At 69.2% G+C, this 21,053-nt stretch carries 26 protein-coding genes; 12 read left to right on the forward strand and 14 right to left on the reverse strand.

The features are described from left to right. The first annotated feature begins 20 nt into the window (after nucleotides 1-20). From lepB to era, 3 genes are read left to right on the forward strand one after another with little or no spacing between them, the layout of a single operon-like run. On the forward strand, nucleotides 21-833 hold the full coding sequence (gene lepB, locus ACP2AD_RS06085) for a signal peptidase I (protein ID WP_425229184.1): 813 nt from the start codon (nucleotides 21-23) through the stop codon (nucleotides 831-833). Next, nucleotides 788-1,573, forward strand: coding sequence for a ribonuclease III (gene rnc / locus ACP2AD_RS06090; RefSeq protein WP_425229229.1), 786 nt, complete (start codon nucleotides 788-790; stop codon nucleotides 1,571-1,573). The genes lepB and rnc overlap by 46 nt, the downstream gene beginning before the upstream one ends. Beyond that, nucleotides 1,570-2,460 carry a GTPase Era gene (era, locus tag ACP2AD_RS06095; RefSeq protein WP_425229185.1) on the forward strand — a complete coding sequence of 297 codons (891 nt, stop codon included), beginning with the start codon at nucleotides 1,570-1,572 and terminating at the stop codon, nucleotides 2,458-2,460. The genes rnc and era overlap by 4 nt, the downstream gene beginning before the upstream one ends. A 6-nt stretch (nucleotides 2,461-2,466) precedes the next feature. Here the strand turns inward: era and ACP2AD_RS06100 are convergent, their stop codons facing one another. After that, nucleotides 2,467-3,168: an NAD-dependent deacylase gene (locus ACP2AD_RS06100; RefSeq protein WP_425229186.1), complete on the reverse strand. Its 702-nt coding sequence runs from the start codon at nucleotides 3,166-3,168 to the stop codon at nucleotides 2,467-2,469. Between the two features lie 218 nt (nucleotides 3,169-3,386). Between ACP2AD_RS06100 and ACP2AD_RS06105 the strand changes: the two genes are divergently transcribed. Next, nucleotides 3,387-3,899, forward strand: a complete 513-nt coding sequence (locus ACP2AD_RS06105) for a MucR family transcriptional regulator (protein ID WP_425229187.1) — start codon at nucleotides 3,387-3,389, stop codon at nucleotides 3,897-3,899. Between the two features lie 33 nt (nucleotides 3,900-3,932). Here the strand turns inward: ACP2AD_RS06105 and ACP2AD_RS06110 are convergent, their stop codons facing one another. The 13 genes from ACP2AD_RS06110 to ACP2AD_RS06170 all read right to left on the reverse strand — a co-directional run bounded on the left by ACP2AD_RS06110 (nucleotide 3,933) and on the right by ACP2AD_RS06170 (nucleotide 14,737). Then, nucleotides 3,933-4,823 carry a flagellar motor protein MotB gene (locus ACP2AD_RS06110; protein WP_425229188.1) on the reverse strand — a complete coding sequence of 297 codons (891 nt, stop codon included), beginning with the start codon at nucleotides 4,821-4,823 and terminating at the stop codon, nucleotides 3,933-3,935. Between the two features lie 147 nt (nucleotides 4,824-4,970). Then, nucleotides 4,971-5,834: a flagellar motor stator protein MotA gene (gene motA / locus ACP2AD_RS06115; RefSeq protein ID WP_425229189.1), complete on the reverse strand. Its 864-nt coding sequence runs from the start codon at nucleotides 5,832-5,834 to the stop codon at nucleotides 4,971-4,973. Between the two features lie 110 nt (nucleotides 5,835-5,944). Further along, a complete protein-coding gene (locus ACP2AD_RS06120) occupies nucleotides 5,945-6,829 on the reverse strand; it encodes a flagellin (protein WP_425229190.1) in 885 nt (294 codons plus the stop codon). Between the two features lie 12 nt (nucleotides 6,830-6,841). Beyond that, nucleotides 6,842-8,176: a flagellar hook-associated protein FlgK gene (gene flgK / locus ACP2AD_RS06125; protein ID WP_425229191.1), complete on the reverse strand. Its 1,335-nt coding sequence runs from the start codon at nucleotides 8,174-8,176 to the stop codon at nucleotides 6,842-6,844. Beyond that, nucleotides 8,173-8,514, reverse strand: a complete 342-nt coding sequence (locus tag ACP2AD_RS06130; protein WP_425229192.1) for a rod-binding protein — start codon at nucleotides 8,512-8,514, stop codon at nucleotides 8,173-8,175. Before ACP2AD_RS06130 ends, flgK begins: the two co-directional genes overlap by 4 nt. Next, nucleotides 8,511-9,605, reverse strand: a complete 1,095-nt coding sequence (locus ACP2AD_RS06135) for a flagellar basal body P-ring protein FlgI (RefSeq protein ID WP_425229193.1) — start codon at nucleotides 9,603-9,605, stop codon at nucleotides 8,511-8,513. Before ACP2AD_RS06135 ends, ACP2AD_RS06130 begins: the two co-directional genes overlap by 4 nt. A gap of 98 nt (nucleotides 9,606-9,703) precedes the next feature. Further along, nucleotides 9,704-10,420 (reverse strand): flagellar basal body L-ring protein FlgH, encoded by a 717-nt coding sequence (locus tag ACP2AD_RS06140; RefSeq protein WP_425229194.1) that lies wholly within the window; start codon nucleotides 10,418-10,420, stop codon nucleotides 9,704-9,706. Between the two features lie 11 nt (nucleotides 10,421-10,431). Beyond that, a complete protein-coding gene (gene flgG / locus ACP2AD_RS06145) occupies nucleotides 10,432-11,220 on the reverse strand; it encodes a flagellar basal-body rod protein FlgG (protein WP_425229195.1) in 789 nt (262 codons plus the stop codon). 13 nt (nucleotides 11,221-11,233) lie between these two features. Continuing rightward, a complete protein-coding gene (flgF, locus tag ACP2AD_RS06150) occupies nucleotides 11,234-11,980 on the reverse strand; it encodes a flagellar basal-body rod protein FlgF (protein WP_425229196.1) in 747 nt (248 codons plus the stop codon). Nucleotides 11,981-12,006: 26 nt separating this feature from the next. Beyond that, nucleotides 12,007-13,266, reverse strand: a complete 1,260-nt coding sequence (locus tag ACP2AD_RS06155) for a flagellar hook protein FlgE (RefSeq protein WP_425229197.1) — start codon at nucleotides 13,264-13,266, stop codon at nucleotides 12,007-12,009. Between the two features lie 23 nt (nucleotides 13,267-13,289). Next, nucleotides 13,290-13,976 carry a flagellar hook assembly protein FlgD gene (locus ACP2AD_RS06160; protein WP_425229198.1) on the reverse strand — a complete coding sequence of 229 codons (687 nt, stop codon included), beginning with the start codon at nucleotides 13,974-13,976 and terminating at the stop codon, nucleotides 13,290-13,292. A gap of 2 nt (nucleotides 13,977-13,978) precedes the next feature. Continuing rightward, nucleotides 13,979-14,392 carry a flagellar basal body rod protein FlgC gene (gene flgC / locus ACP2AD_RS06165; protein WP_425229199.1) on the reverse strand — a complete coding sequence of 138 codons (414 nt, stop codon included), beginning with the start codon at nucleotides 14,390-14,392 and terminating at the stop codon, nucleotides 13,979-13,981. A gap of 3 nt (nucleotides 14,393-14,395) precedes the next feature. Then, entirely contained in the window at nucleotides 14,396-14,737 is a 342-nt protein-coding gene (locus tag ACP2AD_RS06170; RefSeq protein WP_425229200.1) for a flagellar basal body rod protein FlgB, read from the reverse strand. Nucleotides 14,738-14,985: 248 nt separating this feature from the next. Here ACP2AD_RS06170 and ACP2AD_RS06175 point away from each other — a divergent pair, with 248 nt between their 5' ends. The 8 genes from ACP2AD_RS06175 to ACP2AD_RS06210 all read left to right on the forward strand — a co-directional run bounded on the left by ACP2AD_RS06175 (nucleotide 14,986) and on the right by ACP2AD_RS06210 (nucleotide 21,045). Further along, the gene (locus ACP2AD_RS06175; protein ID WP_425229201.1) at nucleotides 14,986-15,639 is read left to right on the forward strand and encodes a MotA/TolQ/ExbB proton channel family protein; all 654 of its coding nucleotides are present in this window, start codon (nucleotides 14,986-14,988) and stop codon (nucleotides 15,637-15,639) included. Then, nucleotides 15,636-16,124 (forward strand): hypothetical protein, encoded by a 489-nt coding sequence (locus ACP2AD_RS06180; RefSeq protein ID WP_425229202.1) that lies wholly within the window; start codon nucleotides 15,636-15,638, stop codon nucleotides 16,122-16,124. Before ACP2AD_RS06175 ends, ACP2AD_RS06180 begins: the two co-directional genes overlap by 4 nt. Next, nucleotides 16,121-16,645 (forward strand): flagella basal body P-ring formation protein FlgA, encoded by a 525-nt coding sequence (locus ACP2AD_RS06185; protein WP_425229203.1) that lies wholly within the window; start codon nucleotides 16,121-16,123, stop codon nucleotides 16,643-16,645. The genes ACP2AD_RS06180 and ACP2AD_RS06185 overlap by 4 nt, the downstream gene beginning before the upstream one ends. Before the next feature lie 57 nt (nucleotides 16,646-16,702). Next, complete coding sequence (gene flgM / locus ACP2AD_RS06190; RefSeq protein WP_425229204.1) at nucleotides 16,703-17,014, forward strand: flagellar biosynthesis anti-sigma factor FlgM; 312 nt, start codon at nucleotides 16,703-16,705, stop codon at nucleotides 17,012-17,014. Beyond that, the gene (locus ACP2AD_RS06195; RefSeq protein ID WP_425229230.1) at nucleotides 17,004-17,330 is read left to right on the forward strand and encodes a flagellar protein FlgN; all 327 of its coding nucleotides are present in this window, start codon (nucleotides 17,004-17,006) and stop codon (nucleotides 17,328-17,330) included. The genes flgM and ACP2AD_RS06195 overlap by 11 nt, the downstream gene beginning before the upstream one ends. A 62-nt stretch (nucleotides 17,331-17,392) precedes the next feature. Continuing rightward, a complete protein-coding gene (locus ACP2AD_RS06200) occupies nucleotides 17,393-18,250 on the forward strand; it encodes a lytic transglycosylase domain-containing protein (RefSeq protein ID WP_425229205.1) in 858 nt (285 codons plus the stop codon). Next, nucleotides 18,251-20,314 carry a flagellar biosynthesis protein FlhA gene (gene flhA, locus ACP2AD_RS06205; protein WP_425229206.1) on the forward strand — a complete coding sequence of 688 codons (2,064 nt, stop codon included), beginning with the start codon at nucleotides 18,251-18,253 and terminating at the stop codon, nucleotides 20,312-20,314. It abuts the gene before it with no gap. Next, entirely contained in the window at nucleotides 20,311-21,045 is a 735-nt protein-coding gene (locus tag ACP2AD_RS06210) for a FliA/WhiG family RNA polymerase sigma factor (protein ID WP_425229207.1), read from the forward strand. The genes flhA and ACP2AD_RS06210 overlap by 4 nt, the downstream gene beginning before the upstream one ends. Nucleotides 21,046-21,053: the final 8 nt, after the last annotated feature.

Here is a 21,053-nt window from a genome sequence, read left to right on the forward strand (position 1 = left end):
CCGCGCCAACGCAAGCGGCGATGGCGAAGCGTGTACAGTCGGAAACCGAGCAGACGCTCCGCTTCGTCGCGAAACTGGCGCTGTTCGTGCTGATCCTGCGCTCGTTCATCGTCGCGCCGTTCAGCATCCCGTCGGAGTCGATGCTGCCGCGTCTGTACATCGGCGACTATCTGCTCGTCGCCAAATGGCCGTTCGGTTATTCACGCTGGTCGCTGCCGTTCGGCGTGCCGCTGCTCCCCGACCTGCACTGGGCGACGCCGCGGCGCGGTGACGTGGTCGTGTTCCGCAGCCCCGATCCCGCGTCCGGCGACACCGACCCGGCCCACGCGCCGCACGACGTCATCAAGCGCGTGATCGGCCTGCCCGGCGACACCATCCAGGTTCGCAACGGCCAGCTGATCCTCAACGGCCAGGCGGTGCCGCGCGACCGCATCGCGGATTTCGTGCTGCCGCTATCCCCCAATTTCGCCAACTGCCCGATCGGGCATCAGCAGGGGCCGCCCGGCGGCGCGGTGTGTCGCTACACGCGGTACCGTGAGACATTGCCCGGCGGACGAAGCTACACCGTCCTCGACACCGCCGACTTCCCTGATCGCGACAACACCGGATTGTACAGCGTGCCCGCGGGCGTCGTCTTCCTGATGGGCGACAACCGCGACGATTCCGCGGACAGCCGCTGGGCCGCGCCGCAGGGCATGGGGTATATTCCGATGAACCGGATCGAAGGCCGGGCCCTGGTCAGCGTCTTCTCCACCGACGGCTCGGCATCGTGGATCAGGCCGTGGACCTGGTTCACCGCCGCGCGCCCCGAGCGGATCGGGGAGGGGTTCTGACCGCGCTCGCCGCCTGGGTGGAGGCGACGTTCGGCCATATCCCGCAGGATCCGGCACTGTGGACCGCGGCGGTGACCCATTCCAGCCGCGAGGACGAACCCTCCTACGAGCGGCTGGAGTTTCTGGGCGATCGCGTGCTGGGGCTGGGGATCGCCGAGTGGCTCTACCGGCTGTTCCCCGAGGAGCCCGAAGGCAAGCTGACCCGGCGGCTCAACCTGCTCGTCTCGGGCGCGACCTGCGCCGAGGTGGCGCGCGAGGTCGGCGTGGCGGCGCATCTCAGGCTCAACAAGCAGGCGACGGACGACGGTGCCGGCGACAGCGATTATGTCCTTGGCGACGTGATCGAATCGCTGCTCGGCGCGCTCTATCTCGAAGCTGGGCTCGACGCCGCGCAGGCTTGGGTGCGGCGGCGCTGGGAGAGCCGGGTCAATGGCGACCAGGCGACCGCCAAACACCCCAAATCCGCACTGCAGGACTGGGGGCTGGCACGCAGCCGCGGCGCGCCGACCTACGCCGTGGTCGGCGAGGAGGGGCCACCCAACAACCGCCGCTTCACCGTCGCCGCGCGGCTGGGCGGCGAAGAGGCGCGCGCCGAGGGTGGCACCAAGCGCGAGGCGGAGACCGCGGCCGCGCGCCTGCTGCTCGCCGCGCTGGAGGCGGCGACGCCGGTCCGCCGCAAGCGTTCGCGGCCGCCGCGGACGATGCTGCCCAAGCGAATACCGCGGACGCTGGAGGCGTGACCCGCTGCGGGCTGATCGCGGTGGTCGGCGCGCCCAACGCCGGCAAGTCGACTTTGGTCAACCGGCTGGTCGGGCAGAAGGTCGCCGCGGTCAGCCCAAAGGCGCAGACGACGCGCGCCCGGCTGCTCGGCGTCGCGTTGGAGGGTGAGGCGCAGCTGCTGCTGGTCGACACGCCCGGTATCTTCGAACCCCGCCGCCGCTTCGACCGGGCGATGGTGGCGGCGGCCTGGGGCGGGGCGGAGGGCGCGGACCTGCTGTGCCTGGTCGTCGACGGCAAGGGCGGGCTGGGGCCGAAGGTGACCGCCATTGCGGAGGCGGTCGCGGCGCGGCCGGAGCCGAAATGGCTGATCCTCAACAAGGTCGACCTGGCGGCAAAGGAGAAGCTGCTGGTCCACGCCGAGAAGCTGCACGCGATCACGCCCTTCGCGGAGACCTGGTTCGTCAGCGCCGAGACCGGCGACGGCATCCCCGAGCTGAAGACGGCGATGGCGGCGGCAATGCCCGAAGGGCAGTGGCACTATCCCGAGGATCAGGTGTCGGACGCCAGCGAGCGCGCGCTGGCGGCCGAGATCACGCGCGAGCAGCTGTTCCGCCGTCTGCACGCCGAGCTGCCCTATGCCAGCCTGGTCGAAACCGAGCGGTACAGCGAGCGTGCCGACGGTTCGGTCGAGATCCACCAGCAGATTTTGGTCGAGCGACCGACCCAGCGCGCGATCGTGCTGGGCAAGGGCGGTCAGCAGCTGAAGGCGATCGGCGCCACGGCGCGTGCGGAACTGGCGGCGCTGATCGGCCGTCCGGTGCATTTGTACCTGCACGTCAAGGCCAAGCCGGGCTGGGACGAGGACCGGGAGAGTTACCGGGCGATCGGGTTGGACTGGGTCGAGTGACCGTGGTCAGCCGCCACCCAGCACCTCGTCGACCCACGCCGGCACCAGCGCCGTTGCCGGGCCGAGGCGGCTCTCGTCAAACCAGCTGCTGCCCGCCGAGCGCTCCAGGTTGAGTTCCAGCGTGCGCGCGCCCGCGCGGCCGGCGAGTTGGACGAAGCCGGCGGCGGGGTAGACCGCGCCCGAGGTGCCGATCGAAATGAACAGATCGCACGCCGCCACAGCCGGCTGAACGCGATCGATCGCGTAAGGCATCTCGCCGAAGAAGACGATGTCCGGGCGCAACGCGGGTGCGGCGCACGCCGGGCACGGCGCCTCGGGCGGCAGATCGCCGGCCCAGCCTTGCTGTTTTCCGCAACGAGCGCAAAGCGCGCTCAGCAGCTCGCCGTGCAGATGGACCAGCCGCGTCGCGCCCGCGCGTTCGTGCAGATCGTCGACATTCTGCGTCACGATCAGCAACTCGCCCGGCCAGTTCGCGTCGAGCCGCGCCAGTGCCCGATGGGCGGCGTTGGGCTCGACGGTCGCAAGCCCGGCGCGGCGGGCGTCGTAGAAGCGGTGAACCAGCGTCGCGTCGGCCGCCAGGGCGGCGGGCGTGCAGACATCCTCGACGCGATGCCCCTCCCACAGCCCGTCCGGCCCGCGAAAGGTCGCCAGCCCGCTTTCCGCCGACAGGCCGGCGCCGGTGAGGATGACGATGCTGCCGGTGGTCATGGCGCTGCGGTAAGATCAGATGGGCGCGCTGACCACTGCCAACCATGCAGACGTTCTCTCTACGGTCGATAAGCAATGCTGGAGAGCGACTTTTCCACCGCGGCGCCGAAAGCAAGTCCTGCCGAGTACAGACCAGCGGCGATTAAGCGTCAGCAACTAATCGGTTGACCACGATCTGTCCGACGCTAGGGCCGCTGCAGACAAGAGGAGCAGCCGACATGGCCGACGATACGACCGACCTGAACGCCGTCGAGCTAGCGGTGGAACTGACCATCGCTTGGCTCGGCAATCCAAACACTCGCAGCAATGCCGAGGATGTGCCGGCCTTTATCGGCAAGATGCACGACACGGTACAGCAGCTGATGGGCAGCTCCGTCGCGGAGACGGTAAGCGATCCCGTTGAGGAGCATCAGGGCAAGGTGTCGGCGCGCAAGAGCCTCGCTTCCAAGGATCACATCATCTCGATGATCGACGGCAAGCGTTACAAGACGTTGCGCCGCCATCTCTCGACCAACGGACTGACCCCCGAACAGTATCGCGAGCGCTACAAGCTCAAGTCGGATTATCCGATGGTCGCCGAGAACTATTCGGAAAGCCGCCGCGCGATGGCCAAGCAGATCGGGCTGGGACGCAAGCCCGGGCAGAAGCGCGGCGAGCAGGCCGCAGCGGCGGCGACACCCGCAAGCGGCGGCCGCGGGCGGAAGAAAGCTGTGCCCGAAACGGCGGCGTAGCGCTTACCATCTCCCGTCACGCGGGAGGTGGGTTCAGTGTCCGAACGTGCCCCGCCGGTACAGCAGCGTGATCGCCACCCGGCGGTTGCGCGGATCGGTGGGGTTGTTCGCGATCATCGGCTCGCGATCGGCGACGCCTTCGATGCGGTCGAACCGCGTTTCGGGAATGCCGCCTAGCGCCAGCCGCCGCCGTGTCGCCTCGGCGCGTCCCGAGGACAGCATCCAGTTGTTCATCGCGCGCGGATCGCCATAGGGCAGGCTGTCGGTGTGGCCGCGGATCATGATCGGGTTGGCCGAACCGCCGATCGTCGCCGCGATACGGCCGATCAACGCCGACGCCTCCGGCGCCAGCATCGTCGTGCCCAGCGCGAACATCGAATAATCGGCATTGTCGACCAGATCGATGCGCAGCCCTTCGGTGGTCATCACGAACTTGACCTGATTGGCAAGGCGGCGGAGGTCTGGATTGGCCTGCATCGCCGCCTCCAGCTCCTTCTTCATCCGCGCGAAATTCTGCTGGTCGGCGTTGCGCAGCGAGCCGCGATCGCCGGTGCCCGGCCGCGGCCCGCCCGCGCCGGTGACGGGCGTCGCCATCCCCGACTCGCTCGACCGCCCCGATTTCTCGCCGATCCGCTGATCGGACCGGGCGCTCTCGCCGCCGAACAGCCCCGCCCCGCCCATGCCGAGCGAGCGGGTGTCGATCAGCGTCGGCGCAAAATAATCGGCGATGCCCTTGCGCTGTTTTTCATTCGTCGCGCCGAGCAGCCACAGCAGCAGGAAGAACGCCATCATTGCGGTCACGAAATCGGCATAGGCGACCTTCCACGCGCCGCCGTGATGACCGCCATGCCCGCCATCGATGATCTTCTTGACGATGACGATCTTGGGCGGCTGATTCGAGCCATGGGGAGCGCGCGCAGGCATTGTTTGTCAGGCTCCCTGCAGTCGCGCCGCACCAGCCCGCACCCCCACCCGGTCTCCCATCAAGGATACACTGAGTGGGAGGCCGGGTGGGGGTGCGGGCTGGTGCGGCGCTTCGGCGCAAGCCGAAGTCTGACAAACAAGCGCCACTTACCTTCCCCGCAGGCCGTCGAAGACTTCGGCGAAGCCGGGCTGGTTCTTGTGCTGGATGCCCGAGCGTGCGGCCTCGATCACCAGCGGCTGCGGATGGCCGTGGAGCGAGGCGATGATGATCTGCTTGACGACATGATAGATCGCGCCGTCGGCGTCGATCACCTGTTTCAAGCGCGACGCGAGCGGGGAGACGATGCCATAGGCCAGCAGCACGCCCATGAAGGTGCCGACCAGCGCGGAGCCGATCATCGCGCCCAGGATCGACGGCGGCTTGTCGATCGACCCCATCGTCTTGACGATGCCGAGCACGGCCGCGACGATGCCCAGTGCGGGCAGCGCGTCGGCCAGCGACTGCAGCGTCGTATGCGGCCCCTCGACGTCGTGATGGTGCGTCTTGATGGCGTTATCCATCACCTCCTCGACCGCATGCACGTCGAGCGTGCCTGACGACACCACGACGAGACGCAGCGTGTCGGCGATGAGGCCGACCAGCGTATGGTCCTTCTGCAGCCTGGGATATTCGCTGAACAGCGCCGACGACTGCGGGTCCTCGACATGCGGCTCCAGCGCGATGGGGCCTTCGGTGCGGAGCATCTTCATCAGCTTGGAGACGAGGAAGATGACGTCCAGGTAATCCTGCTTCTTGTATTTCGGCCCCTTGAACACCTTGGCGAGGCCAGCACCCATCGCCTTCAGTTCCTTGCCGGAATTGCCGATGATGAGCGCGCCTGCCGCCGCGCCGCCGATGATGATCAGCTCGTGGGGGATCGCCTCCATGACCGGCCCCAGTGCGCCGCCGGTGAAGGCGAAGCCGCCGAACACCATCACGAGCAGGACGATCAGGCCGATGGCTGGGAACATGCTGTCACTCCGGCGCTTCCGGTGAAGCGCGTAAACCGTTCGGCTGCGTTAGCGTCCGAATGGTAAGCGGGCGGTTAAGTATCCGGCCGACGGCGCCGCGCCGCTGCCGATCAGCGCAGGTAATCGAATAGCGACAGGCCCTGCAGCTTGGTGAAGCTCGCCTGCGTCGCCGACAGGATCGTCATCGTCTTCTGCAGCTCGGTGATCGCTGCGGTGACGTCGGTATCCTCAAGCCCGGAGCGCAGCGCTTCGCGGTCGGCGCCGGTCTGTTTCAGCGCGGCCTGCTCCACCTCGACCCGCGCCGCGCGCGCGCCCAGTGACGCCTGGACGGTGGTGACACGGGTGGCGGCCGCCGCCAGATCGTCGACCGCCTGGGCGGACGCGGCGCCGCCGCCGTGGAGCGCCGCCGCCAGCCCGGCGACCGTCGCCAGCGCATTGTTGGCGCCGCTGCCGAACACGCGCACGGCGGTATCGCCGGGCTGCACGGTCTGGCCTTCGCCGATCGGGATGGCGCTCGGCAAGGTCGTCGCCAGGGTAAAGGTGCCGTCCGTATTCTTCGCCACCGCGGGACCGCCGTCGACGCCGCCGAACAACGGCTGCCCCCGTGGATCGCTACCGTTGCCCAGCGCGGTCAGCTGATCGACGATGGTGTCCAGTTCGGCCGCAATCGCCTCCCGCGCGGTCGCGTCGAGCGTGCCGCTGCGCGCCTGGATCGCAAGCTCGGACGCGCGCTGCAGCTGCGCGGTAATGCCGCTCAGCGTCGTGTCCGCCGTCGCCAGCGCCGATGCTGCTAGATCGAGGTTCTTGCCGTCGACGCTTGCATCAGCGGTCGCGCGCGCGATCGTCTGCAGCCGCGTGTAGGCGACCGAATCGTCGGACGCTTTCGCCAGGCGCTTGCCGGTCGCGATCTGCGTCTGCAGCAGGTCGGCACGCCCGGACAGCGTGGTCAGCGCGGTCGAGGAGCGATCGTAGAACAGGCTGGTGGCGACCTGCATCGGCGAGATACCTTACCTGATGTCCAGGATGGACTGCATCGTCTCGCGCGCGACCTGGATGACGCGGCTTGATGCCTGATAGGCCTGCTGGAATCGCAGCAGGTCGACGGCCTCATTGTCCAGATTGACGCCCGAAACGCTCGCCTGCGCGGCGACCGCGCCGTCGCGGATCGCAGTCTGCGCGTCGCCGACCAGATTGCGCTGTTCCAGCGCCGCGGCGTTGCCGCTGGTCAGCGCGGTCAGCCCCGCTTCCCAGCCCTGAGTCGTGCGCCGCGTCTCCAGCACCTGCAGGTTCGACGCATCGCGGACGCCGCCGCCGACCGCCGAGGCGGCGATGCCGCGCGGGTCGGTCAGCGTCACGGTCAGATCGGTCGGCGTCGTCCCCGTCGCGAACAGCGGCTGGCCCGGCAGGCCGTCGAGATCGCGCCCGCCCGCCTGGATCGCGTTGACCTGGGTCGTGAAGTCGCCCGCGAGCGCGTTCAACGATGCCCGCGCGTCGGCGAGGCGGCCGGCGCCCTCCGCGATTCCGGCCAGCGCGCCGCCGGTGGGGGTAAAGCTGTGCGTGCCGGTCGTGTCCTGAACGGTGAAAGCAAAGGCGCCGCCACTGCGCGTCGCGATCACGTGTCCCGCATTGTCGCCGCTGACGAGGGTCGGCCCGGCCGCGCCGAGCGTCACGGTGGCGCGGCCCAGCGCGTCCGTCGACATTGCGATATCGGCGACCGCGCTCATCTGTTCGAGCAGCTGATCGCGCTGATCGGCGAGCTGCGCGGCGCTCGTGCCGTTGGGCGCGGTCCGCGCCAGCCCGTCATTGACCTTGGTCAGCGACTGAGCGAGCGCGTTGAGCTTGGCGGTCGCCTGCGCGGCCGTGCTGTCGAGTTCGGTCATGCCCGCGTCGAGCTGATGCCCGGTGGCGGCGAAGGACTGCGCCAGCGCACCCGCCTGTTCCAGCGTCACCGCACGCTGCGGCACGGAGGTCGGGTCGGCCGTCAGCGTCCGCGCGCTGCCGAAGAAGGAAGTGAGGCGGTCGCCCAGCGCGCTGCCGGTCAGCGCGCCCTGAATGCGATCGAGCCAGACGCTGCCCGCCTGCGTGCGCGCCAGATCCGCGCCCGCATCGCGCACGGCGCTCGCCCGAAACGCGTCGGCGCTGCGCCCGACGCCGTTGATGGTCACCCCGATGCCGTCGACCAGGCGCCCATTGATGCCGTTGACGGACGCGACCTCGGCCAGGCTCGTGGTGCGCCGTGAGTAGCCGGCGGTGCCGGTGTTGGCGATATTGTCGCCGACCGTGGTCAGCGCGCTCTGATAGGCGCGGATGCCGCTGGCGCCGATGGCGAGAAGATCGCTCATGGCGCCGTCAAGCCCGCGCCCGCCGCCGTATCAGCCTGCGCATGCGCCTCGGCGCTGCGCAGGAAGTCGGTCATGGCCTTGCCGATGCCGACCGGTTGATGTTCGGCCATCGCCTGCGCGACCTGCGCGTCCTGCATCTCGCTGAAGGTGTCGATCGCCTTGGAGTCGAAGAGCGGATCGGCAAGTTTCGCCTGGCGCATCGACTTCAGCATCATGCCGGTGAACACCGCCTCGAACCGCTGGCCGGCGCGTTGCAGATTGTCCGCGGTCGCCGTGCGGCCGAGGCCCGAGGCGATGCCGGTCGTGCCGGAGATGCCGCTGTCGCTTCCCAGGCTCATAGCACGATCAGCTCCGCCTGCAGCGCGCCGGCTTCCTTGAGCGCCTCCAGGATCGCGACCAGGTCGGCCGGGCTGGCGCCGATCGCGTTCACGGCGCGGACGATGTCGGAGAGCCGTGGCCCGGGTGCGAGCAGGAACATCGGCCGGTGTTCCTCGTCGACCGACACGCCGGAATGCTGTTCGGTCGCGGTCTGGCCCTGGCTAAGCGGCGCGGGCTGAACGACACGCTGCTGCTCGTCGATCCGCACCGTCAGCTTGCCGTGGGTGACGGCGGCGGGGCCCACGCGGACCGCGGCATTGATGACGACAGTGCCGGTGCGCGCATTGACGATGACGCGCGCGGGCGGATCGGCCGCGACCGCGTCGAGGTTCTCGATCCGCGCCATCACCGCGGCGCGCGCCTCTGCGCCCACGGGCGCACGGACCGACACGGAGACGGCGTCGATCGCCTGCGCGGCGCCCGGTCCGAGCGCGCGGTTGATCGCACCCGCGACGTTCTGCGCGGTGGTGAAGTCCGCGCGCTGAAGGTTGAAGGTGAGCGTGGGTGTCTGCTCGAACCCGGTCGCGACCGCACGTTCGACGGTTGCGCCCTCCGGAATCCTGCCGGTGGTCGGAATGTTAATGACGATCCGCGAGCCGTCGGCCCCCTCCGCACCCAGCCCGCCGACCGCAAGGTTGCCCTGCGCCATCGCATAGATCTGGCCGTCGGCACCGTAGAGCGGGGTCAGGATCAGCGAGCCGCCGCGCAGCGACTTCGCCTTGCCCATCGAGGCAACAGTGATGTCCAGCCGCTGGCCGGGCCGCGCGAAGGGCGGCAGCTCGGCGGTGATCATCACCACTGCAGCGTTCTTCGCGCCCGGGTTGGCGGTCGCGGGGAGCTGCAGCCCGAAGCGGCTGGTCATCGCGCGCAGCGACTGCACCGTATATTCCAGATTGTCGTCGCCGGTGCCGGGCAGGCCGACGACGATGCCGTAGCCGGTCAGCTGGTTGGCCCGGATGCCTTGAAAAGCGCCGAGATCCTTGACGCGGGATGCGGTCGCCGGCGTCGCTAGCGTCAGGGCGGCGAGGAGCGTGAGGACAAGGCGATACATGGCGTCATGTCCTAGCGTGGAATGGTTACCGGGCTGCTAACCGCAATCGGATCAGGCGTGGAAGCGACGGTGCCGCCTCCGCTGAACAACAGCGAGGGTCAGAAGGGCGAGATCACGCCGAAAAAACGGCCCAGCCAGCCCTGGCGGCTGGCGCGCGCGACGTCGCCGCGGCCGGTGTAGCTGATGTCGGCGTCCGCCACCCGCGTCGACTCGACGCGGTTGAAGGCGTCGATGTCGACGGTGCGGACGATGCCGCGGATACGGACCCATTCGTCGCCGCGATTGAGCGTGACACGCTTCTGCCCCTGCACCAGCATGGTGCCGTTGGGATAGACGGCGGCGACGGTGACCGAGACCTCACCCGACAGCGAATTGGCCTGATCGGCGGTGCCGCCGCCGGCGAAGTTGCGGCTGCCCGACAGCGACGCGTCGGTCGGGTTGAACAGATGCAGCGGCCCGGTCGAGGGCGGGGTCAGCGACGCGCCGCCGCCCGAGCTGAGCTTCGAATTGGCGGACTTGGTCGCAGCGGTGCGCTCGACCAGTACGATAGTCAGCGGATCGCCGACGCGGCGCGCGCGGTTGCCCTCATACAGCGCGGCATAGCCGTCGCCGCTTTGAAAGATCGCGCCGGTCGCGGACACCGGGATGACGGGCGGCAGCGGCGGCGTCGCATCGAAGGCGGGCGGCGGCGGGCCGTGGCGGCGCGCGTCGGCAGGTGCCGGCGCAAAGGCCGCCGCGATGAGCGACGCGGCGAAGGCGGCGAGCGCCAGCTCGATCCAGCGGCCGGCGAACGGAGAGGGGGCGCGAGATGCCATTGCGGTGCCGATCAGACGTTCTGGTTGACGTATTTGAGCATGTCGTCGGTCGCCTGGATCATCTTGGAATTGACCTCATAGGCGCGCTGGGTCTCGATCATGTCGACCAGCTCCTCGACGACGTTGACGTTGCTCGCCTCCAGCATGCCCTGCCGGATGCGGCCGCGACCCTCGTCGCCCGGCGTGCCCAGATTGGCGGCGCCGCTGGCGGAGGTTTCGGTCAGGTAGTTGTCGCCGGTCGCCTGCAGCCCGGCGCCGTTGGGAAAGGTCGCGACCTGAAGCTGGCCGATCGACTGCGCCTCCGCCTGACCGGGTACGGTCGCCGAGACGGTGCCGTCCTGGCCGATCGTGATGCTGGTCGCGCCCTGCGGCACGGTGATGCCGGGCTGGACCTGATAGCCCTCCGCGGTGACGAGCAGCCCCTCGGGCGAGCGCGAGAAATTGCCGGCGCGGGTATAGCCGAGCTGCCCGCCGGGTAGCTGCACCTGGAAATAGCCGTCGCCGTCGAGCGCCATGTCGAGGCTGTTGCCGGTGGTCTGCATCGACCCCTGCGTGTCGATCCGCGCGGTGCCCTGAATGCGGACGCCGGTGCCGAGGTTGAGCCCGGTCGCGTAGCGGCTCTCCGCTGACGACGAGGCGCCGGGCGCGGTGACGAGCTGGTAGGCCAGCGTCTCAAACGCGGCGCGGTCCTTCTTGAACCCGGTCGTGTTGACGTTGGCGAGGTTGTTCGAGATCACGCGCATGCGCATGTCCTGGGCATCGAGCCCGGTGCGCGCGACGTGCATGGCGGCGGACGACATTCCTCGTTCCTTCCTAGGTAGGCAGGCGCATCAGCGATGCGCCGCTTTCGTCCATGTCCTTGGCGGACTTCATCAGGCTGGCGGTCATTTCATAGCTGCGCTGATTTTCGATCATGTCGACCAGCGCCTGCGTCATGTTGACGTTGGAGCCTTCGAGCGACCCGGCGGTTAGTTGTGCGTCGAGGTCGGCCGGCAGCGCGCCGCCGCCGCGGACGCGGAGCAGATTGTCCATGCCCTTGACGGTGTCCGAGCCGCGGGTGTTCGCGAGCTTCAGCCGGTCGACGACCTGCGGTTCGCCGCCTGCGGCGGGAACGATAGAGATCGTGCCGTCATTGGCGATCGATAGCGAGCGATAGGGCGGCAGCGTGATCGGCCCCGACTGGCCCATCACCAGAAAGCCGTCGCCGGTCTGGAGCGTACCCGATTCGGTGACCTGCAGGTCGCCGCGCCGCGTATAGGCTTCCGACCCGTCGGGCGCCTGCACCGCCAGCCATGCGTCGCGGCCGGTGATCGCCACGTCGAGCGGGCGGCCGGTCTGCTGCACCGCGCCCGGCGAACGGTCGGCGTCGGTCACCTCCTCGCTGGTCGGGCTGCGCGCGGCCAGCGCCGGCGTCGGGCCGCTCATGGTGATCTGGTCGAACACCACCCGGTCGGCGCGAAAGCCGGTGGTGGACGCGTTCGCCATGTTGTTCGCGATCGCCGCCTGCGCCGCCATGCGGGCGCGCAGGCCGGTCGCCGCGGTATAGACGAGCTTGTCCATCCTTTAGGGCTCCTGCGTCCGTCGGCTCAGCTGCGGATGTTGAAGATGGTCTGCGAGATCTGGCTCGCGGTATCGAGCGCCTTGGCGTTCGCCTGAAAGTCGCGCTGGGCGGCGATCAGGTCGACCAGCTCTTCGGTGATGTCCACGTTCGAACGCTCGATCGTACCCGACATGAGGTTGCCGAAGCTGCCGGTCCCCGCCGAACCGAGGTGCGCGTCGCCCGAAATGCCGGTCGACGACCAGTAGCTGTTGCCGAGCTGGCGCAGACCCGAGGGGTTGGAGAAGCCCGCCAGGATGACCTGGCCGATCGCCTGCGTGTCCCCGTTCGAGAAGCTCGCCTTGACGATGCCCTTCTCGTCGACCGTCACACCCTGGATCTGGCCGACCGCCTTGCCATCCTGGCTGCGCGCGCCGACGTTGAACGGCTGCGCCGTTTGCGTCGTGTCGGTGCCGAAGGTGAAGGAGAATTGCTGCGGCACCGTCGAGCCGGCGGTGGTGAAGGGTGAGAAATTGGTGGTGCCGGGTGCGGGGCTGGCCGCGCCGGTGCCGTCAAAGCTCAGCGTCATGTGATCGTTGCCGGCCGATGTCAGCTTCTGATCGCCCACGAAGGAGAAGACCGACCACTGGCTGCCCGATGCGGCGGCGGTGTCGCGGCGGAAATAGTTGGTCAGCGTCTGCGGATTGCCGCCGGCGTCATAGATCGTCGTCTGGGTCGACTGGTTGTAGCTGGTCGGATCGAACCGGTCGAATGTCGCCGTCGCCGGCACCGCCGAATTGGCGTTGAGGTTGGCCGACATCGTCACCGCGGTGGTCGCCTTCGCCGCGCCGCTGGTGGCGGGCAGGCGCAGGCTGGTGGCGGAGTCGATGCCAGTCGCGACCACCGAGCCCGACCCGTCGACCGGATAGACCTGCAGGTGCGCACCCTGGCCGTCGACGACGTAGCGGTCATTATCAACCATGAAACCGCCGTTGCGGGTGAAGTTGACCGCCGAGCCGTTCATGTCGGGCTTCACCGCGAAAAAGCCGTCGCCGGAGATGGCGAGGTCGAGCGTGTTGGCGCTCTGGATCAGATTGCCCTGGCCGAACTGCTGCCGGTTCGCCTTCACGACGGTGCCCGAGCCGACCATCTGCGTCGGCGACAGGCTGACCGACGAGGCGATCACGTCGGCGAACTCGGTGCGGCTCTTCTTGAAGCCGTTGGTGCCAACGTTTGCGAGGTTGTGCGCGATCGAGGACATCTCGGTCTGCGAGGCCTGGAGGCCGGAAAGGCTGGTGTAGAAGGACATGGGAGAACTCCTGTGGAGACGCTTCAGCCGATCTGGCGAACGGCAGTGACGGGAACCTGGCCGATGCCGGGCAGGGTGAGGACGGCGGCGCCGCTGCTGGTCGACACCGATTCGACGGGCGCCCAGACCAGATTGGTGGCGGCGACGGTGGAGGCGCCGTCGCGGGCATTGACGCTGACGGTGAAGGGGCCGGGACCGGCGTCCGCGCCGGTCGCGTCCTTGCCGTCCCAATCGTAGCTGACCGTGCCAGCGGCATGGGCGCCGAGCGACTGGCTGTTGAGGATCTGCCCGTTGGCGTTGCTGATCGTGACGGTGACGTCGGTCGCCGCCGCGCCCAGCTCGACCGCGCCGGCGACGCCGCCCGTGGTGCGGCCATAGGCGGTATCACCCGGCGTCAGGACCGTCTTGCCGATATAGGCCATTGCGTCGGTCGCGGAAGTCGCACCGAGCTTGGTGGCAATCGACTTCAGCGTCGTCGACATTTCGCTGATCCCCGCCAGTGAGGAGAACTGCGCCATCTGCGCGACCATCTGGGTGTTGTCGGTCGGGTTGAACGGATCCTGGTTCTGCATCTGCGCGGTCATCAGCTTCAGGAAGTCGGCTTGGCCCAGTGTCGTGCCCGAGCTTGAGGCGGGCGAAACGGTGACGCCGGTCGTGGCGCGGCTGATGCCGAGCCCCGCCAGCGTCGAATCGAATGCACTTGCGGTCATGGTCAGCGGCCCAGCTTGAGGGTGTCGATGACGAGCGACTTGGCGGTCTGCATCACCTCGACATTGTTTTGATAGGCGCGCGCGGTCTCCATCATGTCGACCAGCTCACGGGTCTCGTCGACCGCGGCTTCGTAGATGTTGCCATCACGGTCGGCGAGCGGGTTGGACGGGTCGTAGCGCCGCGTGGGCGCCTCGCCCGCCTGGACGATGCGTTCGACATCGACGGTCGCGAGCCCGGTCGCCTGATCGATATGGGTGCGGAACACCGGCTTCATCGTCCGGTACGCGCCCTCCGCCGTCGAGGCGGTGCCACCGGCGTTGGCGAGATTGGACGCCGTGGTGTTCATGCGGACGAGCTGCGCCGACATGGCGCGTCCGGCGACCTGGAAGATCGTCAGGGGCTGAGAGCCGGGCATGCCTTATTCTCCCTTCAGCGCGCGGGTGATCTGGTTGATGCGGCCGTTCAGGAAGGACAGCGTCGTCTGATACTGGACCGCGTTCTCGGCGAAGGCGGTCTGCTCCTGGCTCAGCTCGACCGTGTTGCCGTCCATCGAGGTCTGCGTCGGCACGCGGTACATCGTCGCCGCCGACAGGTCCGTGCCGCCGCTCTCCGCGCTGGCGAGCGCCGACTGGAAGTCGATGTCGCGCGCCTTGAACCCCGGGGTCGAGGCGTTGGCGATGTTGGACGCGAGCACGCCCATCCGCGCCGAGCGCACCTGCAGCGCGGCAGCATGGACGCCGAACAGCGATTCTGCGGGCATGGCCTCACTCCGACACGCCGGGATTGGCGCTCGAAGCACTGTCTGCAACCGCCGTGCCAAACGGGGGGGGCAGGGCGGGGTTGCCGGTCTCTGTCAGCTTTGATGGACGTGCGGCGGGGTGGACCGGCAACGGGTTGCCGGGAGCGGCAAGGATGTTGCCGCCATCGGGTGTCACGCTGCTTCGGCTTCAGCGCCGCGGCGCAGACGTGACACTGCACTTTGGCCCGGCCCTTGCTTCTGAACGGGCGATGCAGCTCGCGACCTTCTTCGATCCCACCGCCCTCGCCATCGTCGGTGGCGGTACGGCGCTGACGACCATCCTCCGTTCGCCGGTGCGCGATCTGATGCGCGCAGCGGCGGCGCTGACCGTGCTGCCGCGCCGCCGCTTCGCCGCCGAACCCCTGCTCCGCCAGCTCGCCGCACAGGCTTATCTGGCGGGCCGTCATGGCGTCATGCAGCTCGACCGCGCCGTCATCGCTGATCCTGACCTCGCTGCAGCGATCGACGCGATCGTCGACGGCGCGACGCCGGAGACCGTCGTGGCGCTTGCCGAACACTGCCGCCGTGCGCGGATCGAGCGGCACGCCGCCGCCGCCGACGTCTGGGCAGGCGCTGCGGACGCGGCGCCGGCGATGGGCATGGTGGGCACGCTCGTCGGCCTTGCCGCGATGTTTGCGACGATGGCCGACCCGGCCAAGATCGGCGGCGCGATGGCGGTGGCGCTGCTCGCCACGCTGTACGGCGCGCTGCTCGCCAATCTCGTCGCGCAGCCGATCGCGCATCGCCTGCGTGTCCGCGCCCGGATCGAGGCTTATGAGCGCAGCCGCCTATCGGCCCCCCTCGCAATCCTGGCGGCACGCGAAGCGCCGTCGAGCGGCACCGTGGCGAGAGTGGCGGCATGACGGCAAATGACGAGTCGCCCGGCGATCCGCTTTGCCCGTCGCCGGGCAGGCCACTCTGGCTGGTGACGCTTGCCGATCTGGCGCTGCTGCTCGTCGCGTTCCTTGTGCTGATGCAGGCGACGACCGACCGCCGCGCCGTCGCGCGCGGGTTGCAGAGTGCGTTCGGTGTCGACGCCGCGCCCCCGCCGATCCCCCTCGCCGCCGCCGCCACAACCTTCGCCCCGGGCTCGGCGACGCTGGCGGACCCGCGCCCCCTGGTCGCCTTTGCCCAAGACGCGCTGGCCGATCCGCGCACCGCGCTGACCGTCACCGGCAGCGATCCGACGGACGTGCTGCTCGCCGCCGACCGCGCCCGCGCCGTTCTGGCCGCGCTGATCGGCGCCGGCCTGCCGCCGCAGCGTCTTACCCTCGCCACCGCCCGCGGCCCCGCCCGCGCCACCTTGACGCTTGCCTTTATCGGCGAGCCCGATCGGAGCCGCCCATGATCCCGTTGCTGCTTATGGCCGCTGCCGCCTTTCAGGACACCGCCGCGCTCGACCGCGCCGTTGCCGCCTTCACCACCCAGCCGATCGGCGCCGAAGGCGGCGCCCGCGCGGTCATCGACGCGCGGCTGCGGCTGGCGCAATGCCCTACCGTCGCGCTGTCATGGCGTTCGGACGCGCACGACGCGGTCGTGGTGACCTGCGCGGGACCCGAGTGGCGTATCTTCGTGCCCGTCCTGCGCAGCGTTGCGCGGCTTCCCGCCGCCGCCGCGCCCGCAGCGATCACCGCCGTGACACCGCCCGCTGCGCCGGTGATCCGGCGCGGCGATCCGGTGCTGATCGAAGCCGGGACCGACGGCTTTCAGATCACGCGAGAGGGCATCGCCGCCGCCGATGCAGCGCCCGGCGCACGCGTCGCGATCCGCGTCGAGGGTTCGACCCAGGCCGTGCAAGGCGTCGCGATCGCGGCCGGCCGCGTTGCGCTGCCCGGCTTCGCCGCGAGCCCCACGGGAGAAAATCACTAAAGCCGCCGCGGGTTCTGCCGTTCTTGGGGTCGATATGGCGAGCGAAGGGGTCACGGCATGACCGATCCGATGGCGAGCAAGGGCGTGGACCGTGCAGTGGCGCGGGTCCTGTCCCAGGTCGCGGCTGCGGCGCCGGTGACGCCGGCGGCGCCGCCGACGCGCGTCGCCACCGGTACCGACGCCGTGGCGCTGAGCGGCGTCGCGCAGACCTTCGCCGCGCAGGCGTCGCTGGGCCCGCCGGTTGACGCCGACCGCATCCAGCAGATCAAGAAGGCGGTCGCCAACGGCACCTTCCCGATCCTGCCCGCGACGATCGCCGATCGGATGCTGGCGCTGCGTTACGACTGGCTGAGCCGTGATGCCCAATAACGGCAGGCGCGACGCGCTCGTCCGCGTCATCGATGCGCTTCATGCGGAGATCGCCGCGCTCAAGGCGAACGACGTCGCCGGGCTGGAGCGCGCCACGGCCGACAAGCTCGCGCATCTGGAGCAGGTCGCGGCGCAGGGCACCGGCCCGGCGGGACCCGAACTGCGCGAACTGGCCAATGAGGCGAGCCGCCTCAACGAGACCGCGCGCATCTATGTCAACCTGATGGCGGCAAATGTCCGCCGCCGCCTGCAAACGCTGACCGGCGAAGCCGGCAATGCGGGGTACCGGGCAGGGGTTGCATCGGCATATTGTTGATCCTCCCTTCTCCCGCTCGCGGGAGAGTGGCCAACTGGCACGACACTTGCTGATGCGGGGGCATGACGACCGTCAGCCCGATCGCCGCATCCCGTGTCCAGTCCGCCATCGCAGCCGCCGCGAACCGGACGGGCGTCGATTTCGCCTATCTGCTCGGCCAGGCGAAGCTGGAGAGCGGCCTCAACGCCTCAGCCCGCGCGGGCACCTCGTCCGCCAGCGGCCTTTACCAGTTCGTCGAGCAGAGCTGGCTGGCGGTGGTCAAGCGCCACGGCGCCGAGCACGGGCTCGGCTGGGCAGCGAACAGCATCGACCGGCTGCCTAACGGCCGCCTGAGCGTCGGCGATGCCGGTGCGCGCCAGGCGATCCTGGGCTTACGCAACGATCCGGAGGTCGCCAGCCTGATGGCGGCCGAACATGCCAGCGACAACAAGGCTTCGCTTGAAGGCGCGCTCGGCCGTACCGCGACTGGCACCGACCTCTACATGGCGCATTTCCTGGGTCTGGGGGGCGCCACCCGCTTTCTGCGCGCGATGGGCAGCGACCCGCGCGCCAGCGGCGCGGCGATGTTCCCCGATGCCGCCGGCGCCAACCGCAACGTCTTCTATTCCACCGATGGTCAGCCTCGCTCGTTGCAGGCGATCTATCAGCGGTTCACCGATCGGCTCGGCGCGGGCGCCGCCGCCGCATCCGGGCCCGCCGCAACGATCCAGCCGCTCGCCACCTACGCGGCGCAGGCGCTGGAGGTCGACGGCGGCACCGTGATCACCGGCGCCAACGAAAGCGTCACCGACGCGATCGCCTGGGCGCAGAACGCGACGGGCGGCGGCGGTACGACGACCGGCACGGCATCATTGTTCCGCCCGACGCCCGACACCGCGCGGCTCGCCTATCTGATGCTCGCGCAGATGGGCGGCCGCTAGATGGGCCGTATCCTGCCCAACGCGCGCGCGGCGGCGTTGCCGCTCGCCATCCTGCTGCTCGTGCTGGTGATGGTCGTTCCCATCCCCAAGCAGCTGCTCGACATCTTCTTCGTCGCCAACATCGCGATCAGCCTCGCCGTCCTGATGGTCGCGCTGAACGCGCGCAAGCCGCTCGACTTCTCCGCCTTTCCCACCGTGCTGCTGTTCGCGACGCTGTTCCGCCTCGGCCTCAACGTCGCGTCCACGCGGGTGGTGCTGGTGCACGGGCACGAAGGCGAAGGTGCGGCCGGGCACGTCATCGAGGCGTTCGGGACATTTCTGATCGGCGGTGACTATGTCGTCGGGTTGTTCGTGTTCGCGATCCTGATGATCATCAACCTGATCGTCGTCACCAAGGGCGCGGGCCGCGTCTCCGAAGTGTCGGCGCGCTTCACGCTCGACGCTTTGCCCGGCAAGCAGATGGCGATCGACGCCGATCTCAACGCCGGCCTCATTACCCCGGCCGAGGCCAAGGCGCGCCGCGTCGAGGTGGCGACCGAGGCCGATTTCTACGGCGCGATGGACGGTTCTTCCAAGTTCGTGAAGGGTGATGCGGTCGCGGCGCTGCTGATCCTGGCGGCGAACGTCGTCGGCGGGCTGATCCTCGGACCCGTCAGCCACGGCATGACCGTCGGCGGCGCTGCGCACAATTACATCCTGCTCGCGATCGGCGATGCGTTGGTCGCGCAGCTGCCCAGTCTCATGCTCTCTATCGCCGCCGCTGCGATCGTCACCCGCGTCGCGTCCGACAAGGATCTGGCGGGGCAAATCGGCACCCAGTTCGGCGCTTCGCGCACCTGGCTGCCGGTCGCAGGCATCCTGACCCTGCTCGGCGTGCTGCCGGGGATGCCGCACGTCGTCATCCTTTCCGCCGCCGCCATTGCCGGCTTTGCGGCGTGGAAGCTCAAGCAGATCGAGCGCCGTCCAGTCATCCTCGATGCACCCGCCGCCGAGCCCGTCGACCCGAGCCGGATCGGCTGGGACGAGGTGACCGACACGCAGCAGGTCAACATCGACATCGGTTACGGCCTCGTGCCGCTGGTCGACGAGCGCCGCGGCGGCCCGCTGATGGGCCGCATCACCGGCGTCCGGCGGCAGCTGTCCAAGGAATTGGGCTTCGTCGTGCCGCAGGCCCGCGTGCGCGACGACATCAATCTCGGGCCCTACGCCTACCGCATCCTGGTCAACGGCGTCGTCGTCGGCGAGGATCAGGTCTCGCCCGACGACATGCTGGCGCTCGATACGGGTCAGGCGGTCGGCTCGCTCGACGGTAAAAAGGCGAAGGACCCGACCTTCGGCCTCGACGCGACCTGGATCGCGAAGGGCGACGCCGACGCCGCCACCGGCATGGGCTTCCTGGTCGTCGATCCCGGTACGGTGATCGCGACCCACCTCAACCATCTGCTCGGCGCGTCTGCCGCCGATCTGCTCGGCCCCGACGAGGTGCAGGCGCTGCTCGACGGGTTGAAGGAGCGCGCGGGCCAGCTCGTCGCCAGCCTGACGCCGCAGCCGCTGGCGCTGACAACGCTGACGCAGGTGCTCAAGGGGCTGTTGGCGGAAGGCATTTCTCTCAAGGAGTTCCGCCGCATCGCCGGCGCGATCGCGATCGCGGCACAGCGGACGCAGGACGCCGACGACCTCCTTGAACTGGTCCGCCCGCAGCTCGGCGCGCTCATCATCCAAAAGCTATGCGGGGTGCGCGAGCCGCTGCGCGTGATGACGCTGGAAGGGCAGCTCGAAGGGCTGCTCGGCCAGGCGATGCGCGCCGACACCGGCCGTCGTCACGTCATCGAGCCCGACCTGGGCCGCCGCATCGTCGACGCGCTGCAACGCGCCGCCGCGCCGCTGATCGCGGAAGCCAAGCCCTTCGCGCTGGTCGTGCAGCCCGCGATCCGCGTCGCGATCAGGAAGCTGGTCCGCACCTGCCTCCCCGACACCCCGGTCCTGTCCTTCTTCGAGGTGCCCGAGGAAAAGGCGGTCGAGGTGGTCGCGGTCATCGGCGCGCCGCAGGCGCTGCCCGCATGACCGCGCAGCCGCTCTCCGCAGCGTTCGAGGATGCGCAGCCGCTCACCTATACGCCCGCCGGCCGCATCGACGCCGATGCGCTGGTCCGGCGTTACCTGCCCTTGGTGCGCAAGCTCGCCTGGCATGTCCACGGATCGATGAGCACGCTGATCGATGTCGAGGACCTGATCCAGGTCGGGCTTGTTGCGTTGGTCGAGGCGTCGGCGCAGGCCGCGGACCAGGGCGCGCAGTTCCGCGCCTATCTTGTCACGCGGCTGCGCGGCAGCATGATCGACGAACTGCGCCGCCAGGCCACCACCACCCGCGGCGCGATGCGCCGTCACCGCCACTACAAGGAGGCGGTCGCCTCCCTGACCCAGCAAACGGGCCGCCCCCCGGAGGAAGCCATGATCGCCGCACATCTGGGTGTCAGCATCGACAAGCTGCGCACCGACTATCTCGCCGCCGACGCGATCCGCTTCGACTCGATCGACGAGGTCTATGCCGACGACCTACCGTGGTTCGCCGACGACGCGCCGGGCGCGTTCGACCAGTTGGCCGAAGGCGAGTTGCGCGACCGCTTGATCGCCGCGATCGGCGGCCTGCCCGAGCGCGAGGCGCTGGTGGTGCAGCTCTATTATGTCGAGGAGCTCAACCTCGAGGAGATCGGCGAAGTAATCGGCGTCGGCGCTGCCCGTGTCTGTCAGATCAAGGCGGCGGCGCATGCGCGGCTGAAAAAGGCGCTCGCCTAGGATCGCAG

Source organism: Sphingomonas sp. (assembly GCF_965248875.1).
Lineage (GTDB): Bacteria > Pseudomonadota > Alphaproteobacteria > Sphingomonadales > Sphingomonadaceae > Sphingomonas.